A 4,784-nucleotide genomic window follows, 5' to 3' on the forward strand; every position below is an offset into this window, starting at 1 on the left:
CCCCTTCTCTGCTTCAATGGACCCATGGCCAGCTTCCAGAAGTGCATCGCGACAGGTCGTCACGACCTCGAGCCCTTCTGGCCCTCCCGCCAGCACCACGACTTCGACCGGGTGTGTTGTCGCGCGATGAACGCGTCGGCCCTCTAACACCAGCCGTACGGCCCCTCCGAAGCCGTACCTCTCGGTCTTCCGCCGACGCGCACGACGTACGTCCCCCGACGAACTCCTCGCGCGAAAGAGCTGACCTCTCATGGCGACCACTCGTACGCTCTCCCCCCTGGCTCCTCTCTCTCCCCTCTCCGCCGGCGGTTCCGCACGACACCGGCTGCGTGCCGTCGACCGGGACGAGGTGGTCGACGTCAGGGACTTCCTGCCGCCGGGTGCCACCTGGCTGCCCGCTCCCCCGCACACCCTGCCCACGCTGCCGGGCCGGCCGCCGATGATCGGCTACCTGGTGCTCGTACCGGCCGACCAGCAGCCGCCCGTACTGCCGTTCGCGCTCCCGGACCCCGAGCTGGTGCCTGCGCCGGCGCAGTCGCCCGCCGACGGCGGCCGAACCCTCGTACGCGTCGCCGACGTGCAGCGCACCGCCGAGGTCGACGGGCGTCCACTGGATCTCACGTACCTGGAGTTCGAGCTGCTCGCCCATCTCGTCGCCCACCCGGGCCGGGTGCACACCCGTGACCAGCTGGTCACCACGGTGTGGGGCTACGGGCACGTGGGCGACGGCAGGACCGTCGACGTCCACATCGCCCGGCTGCGCCGCAAGCTCGGCGCGGAGCACCGGCAGGCGATCCAGACGGTACGTCGCGTGGGGTACAAGTACACGCCCCCGACCGCTCGTTGATCCGGCTGCCGTCTCCAGGGGTGTCCCTGGCACCACCCCCCTGTACGGGTGTTCGCGCCCGTGACCCGGCGGGGCGCCCTCGGCGAGACTGACCGTATGGACGACGTCAGCACCGCACGGGTACGAGTTCGGTCACGGGTACGGGTGCAGGTACGGGTTCGTACCGTCGTGGTCGCCGGGGGGCGGTCGCTGCTGCTCGCCGTCGCCTCGCTCGTCGGGTCGACGCTGCTGTTCGTGCTCTCCCTCGTCTCCCTCCTGCTGGTGCCCGTCCTGGGGATCGGCCTCCTCACCACTCCCCGGGTCGTCACCTGGGTGCGGGCGTGGGCCGACCGGCGGCGGCTGGCGGCCGTCCGGTGGGGCGGGGTGCGGATCCCGCCCCGGTACCGGGTGCCGCCGGCGGACGCGGGGCGCCGGGCGCGGGCCCTCCTGGTGCTGCGTGACCCGGCGACCTGGCGGGAGTTCGCGTGGCTGCCTCTCGACGCGGTGCTCGGGTTCGTCACGGCGCTGGTGCCGGCCGCGCTGGTCCTGTACCCCTTCGAGGGGTTCGCGCTGGCCCTCGGACTGTGGCGGGTGTTCACGGACGGGACGTACGTCGGCTGGTGGTACGGCTTCGTGCCGGTCGGCGGACAGGGCAGCGCGCTCGCCGCCGGCGCCCTGGGGGCCGTACTCCTCGTCGCCTCCTACTTCCTGACGCCCGCCCTTCTGCGGCTCCACTTCCTGCTCACCGGGGCCCTGCTCGGCGCCGGGCGCGGTGAACTCGCCGAGCGGGTACGGGTGTTGACCGAGACCCGCCGGGCCGCCGTCGACGCCTCCGCCGCCGAACTGCGGCGGATCGAGCGGGACCTGCACGACGGTGCGCAGGCACGGCTGGTCGCCGTGGGGCTGGATCTGGGGACCGCCGAGGCACTCATCCTGAAGAACCCCGAAAAGGCGCGGGAGTTGCTCGCCCGGGCCCGCCGGTCCTCCGCCGACGCGCTCGCCGAGCTGCGCGACCTGGTGCACGGCATCCATCCGCCGGTGCTGGCCGAGCGTGGACTGGGCGACGCGGTACGGGCGTTGGCGTTGCGGCTGCCCGTCGGCACCGAGGTGACGGTCGAACTGGACGGCGGCCGGGCGGAGGCGCCCGTGGAGTCGGCGGCGTACTTCGCGGTGAGCGAGGTGCTGACCAACGCCGTCAAGCACTCCGGCGCCGAGCGCGTGGGGGTCGATGTGCGGTACGCGGACGGCTCGTTGCGGATCGCCGTCACCGACGACGGACGGGGCGGGGCCCGGGTCGGGGGCGGGTCGGGGCTGGCGGGGGTGGAGCGGCGGCTCGGTACATTCGACGGCGTCCTGGCCGTCAGCAGTCCGGTTGGCGGTCCCACCACGGTGACCATGGAGATTCCTTGCGAGTTGTCCTAGCCGAAGACCTGTTCCTGCTGCGCGACGGACTGGTCCGGCTGCTGGAGGCGTACGACTTCGAGATCGCCGCGGCGGTGGAGAGCGGACCCGAGCTGGACCGGGCGCTCGCCGAGCTGGCACCGGACGTCGCCGTGGTCGACGTACGGCTGCCGCCGACGCACACCGACGAGGGGCTGCAGTGCGCGCTGCGGGCCCGCCGGGCGCGGCCGGGGCTGCCGGTGCTGGTGCTGTCGCAGCACGTGGAGCGGCTGTACGCGCGGGAGTTGCTGGCCGACGGGGACGGCGGGGTCGGCTATCTGCTCAAGGACCGGGTGTTCGACGCGGAGCAGTTCGTGGACGCCGTACGACGGGTCGCGGCGGGCGGTACCGCCATGGACCCGCAGGTGATCCAGCAGCTGCTGCTGGCGCGTGCCGGGGACGGCCGGCCGCTGGGGCGGCTGACGCCCCGGGAGCTGGAGGTGATGGACCTCATGGCTCAGGGACGTTCGAACGCGGCGATCGCCGGGCATCTCGTTGTCACGGAGCGGGCGATCGCCAAGCACACGTCCAACATCTTCGCCAAACTCGGACTCGAGGTGTCGGACGATGACAACCGCCGCGTTCTGGCGGTACTCACCTATCTCGACCAGGGGCGCTGAAAGTACGCCAAAGTCGACGATATCTGGTCCCTCGCCGAACACTTGCCGTAAGAGATCCGCAACTCCCGGTATACCCGGTGGAGTTGGGGTCGAATTGTCCTACGAATCTCTCATCAATTTCTGAGGCGGCTGAACACTCCTGAGGTCCCCCTCGTAATGGATGGCGCCGCTTCACTCCTGTCGGGCGCCTCTATAGCCCCGCAAGGAAGCCAGAGGAGTTCCATGGGACGCAATGCACGTAAACGACGCTCACCGCTGGCCGTTCGCGCCGTGGCCGCATCCGCGGCCCTCGCGATCGGTGGAGGTGGACTTGTCTGGGCGAATTTCTACGCCTCCGCACATGAGGAGAACGGCGCCCAGAACCAGACCAAGGCCGCTGCCGCACAGATCGCCACGATCGACTGCCCGGACGTCGGCCAGAAGCTCTCGAACGTCCCGAGCGGCGCCCGCGCCGGCGTGGACAAGGAGCTCGCGAATCTCGACAACCAGATCACCGAGGCCTACGCGCGTCTCGCCTCCACTCGGCAGGCGCAGGCCGGTGACGCGAGCTTCGTGCAGAACGCGATCACCGGTCCGCTGAAGGACAAGCGCATCGCGGCGATCGACCGGATCCGGATCAACATCAAGCGGGCTGGTGGTTCCGGGGCCGACAACCTGGCGCAGTTCGCCCCGTGCACCGCTGTCGCGGCCGCGCCGCAGACCAACGCCGGCCAGGGCAACAACGGCGGGCAGAACAACGGCCAGAACAACGGTCAGAACAACAACGGCAACCAGAACAACGGTGGCCAGAACAACAACGGCCAGAACAACCAGGGCAACGGCCAGAACAACAACGGTCAGGGCCAGAACAACGGCCAGGGTCAGAACAACAACGGCCAGGGCAACGCCGGCCAGGGCCAGGGTCAGGGCAACGCCGGCAACGCCGCCGGCGGTGGCCAGGGCGGCAACGGGCCGGTGGCCGCGGACTTCGTGGACATCACCAAGGTCCAGGGCAACGCCCAGCTGGGTGTCGGCGCGAACGGGCTGCCCGCCAACGGCAACAGCGGCTCGCGGGGCTCCTTCACCACGAAGTGCGGCACCAACGGGAACGACAACCACAACACGGACAACGTGATCGTCGCCCCGGGCGTCAGCAACGGTGCGCACCACCTGCACGACTACGTCGGCAACCAGAGCAACGACGCGTTCGCGAGTGACCAGGAGCTGGCGGCGGCTCAGACCAGCTGCCAGAACCAGGGTGACAAGTCGTCGTACTTCTGGCCGGTGCTGCGCCTGCAGAACGGCACGCAGGACTTCGACCAGAACAACGACGGTGGTGGCAAGGAAGGCAACGTCGGCCAGATCCTGCAGGCCTCCCAGGCGCAGATCAAGTTCGTCGGCAACAAGAAGGGCAACGTCGTCGCGATGCCGACCGCCCTGCGCATCATCACCGGTGACGCCAAGGCCTTCGTCAACGGCAACGCGAACGCCAACGTCAACTGGAGCTGCACCGGCTTCGAGAACAAGGTGCAGCTGAAGGACAAGTACCCGATCTGCCCGCAGGGCAGTGCCGTGGTCCGTACGACCGACTTCCAGAGCTGCTGGGACGGCCAGAACATCGACAGTGCGAACCACCGCACTCACGTGTCCTTCGTCCAGGCCGACGGCACCTGCGCCAACGGCTTCAAGGCGATCCCCCAGCTCCAGGTCCGTCTGGTCTACAACGTCCCGGCGCCGAAGCTGCAGAACGGCACGGTCGTGAACCCGTACGCGGTGGACTCCTTCCCGGAGAACCTGCACAAGCCGATCACCGACCACAACGACTTCATCAACTTCTTCTCCCAGAACACGATGAACCAGATGGTCAACTGCATCAACACCGGCAAGAAGTGCCAGTAGATCCACCGGTGGTCCACCGT

The 4,784-nt window shown here is 69.4% G+C and carries 4 protein-coding genes; all 4 read left to right on the plus strand.

From position 1 onward, the window contains the following. Positions 1–250 precede the first annotated feature (250 nt). The 4 genes from STRTUCAR8_RS44640 (at position 251) to STRTUCAR8_RS44655 (ending at position 4,764) form a co-directional block, all read left to right on the plus strand. A complete protein-coding gene (locus tag STRTUCAR8_RS44640) occupies positions 251–847 on the plus strand; it encodes a winged helix-turn-helix domain-containing protein (protein ID WP_006383111.1) in 597 nt (198 codons plus the stop codon). Positions 848–943: 96 nt separating this feature from the next. Beyond that, entirely contained in the window at positions 944–2,248 is a 1,305-nt protein-coding gene (locus STRTUCAR8_RS44645) for a sensor histidine kinase (protein WP_078507507.1), read from the plus strand. After that, positions 2,233–2,886, plus strand: a complete 654-nt coding sequence (locus STRTUCAR8_RS44650; RefSeq protein WP_006383109.1) for a response regulator transcription factor — start codon at positions 2,233–2,235, stop codon at positions 2,884–2,886. The genes STRTUCAR8_RS44645 and STRTUCAR8_RS44650 overlap by 16 nt, the downstream gene beginning before the upstream one ends. A gap of 222 nt (positions 2,887–3,108) precedes the next feature. Then, positions 3,109–4,764 carry a DUF1996 domain-containing protein gene (locus STRTUCAR8_RS44655; RefSeq protein WP_006383110.1) on the plus strand — a complete coding sequence of 552 codons (1,656 nt, stop codon included), beginning with the start codon at positions 3,109–3,111 and terminating at the stop codon, positions 4,762–4,764. The last annotated feature ends 20 nt before the right edge of the window (positions 4,765–4,784 follow it).

The sequence above is a fragment of the Streptomyces turgidiscabies Car8 genome (genome assembly GCF_000331005.1).
In the GTDB taxonomy this organism is placed as follows: Bacteria; Actinomycetota; Actinomycetes; order Streptomycetales; family Streptomycetaceae; genus Streptomyces; species Streptomyces turgidiscabies.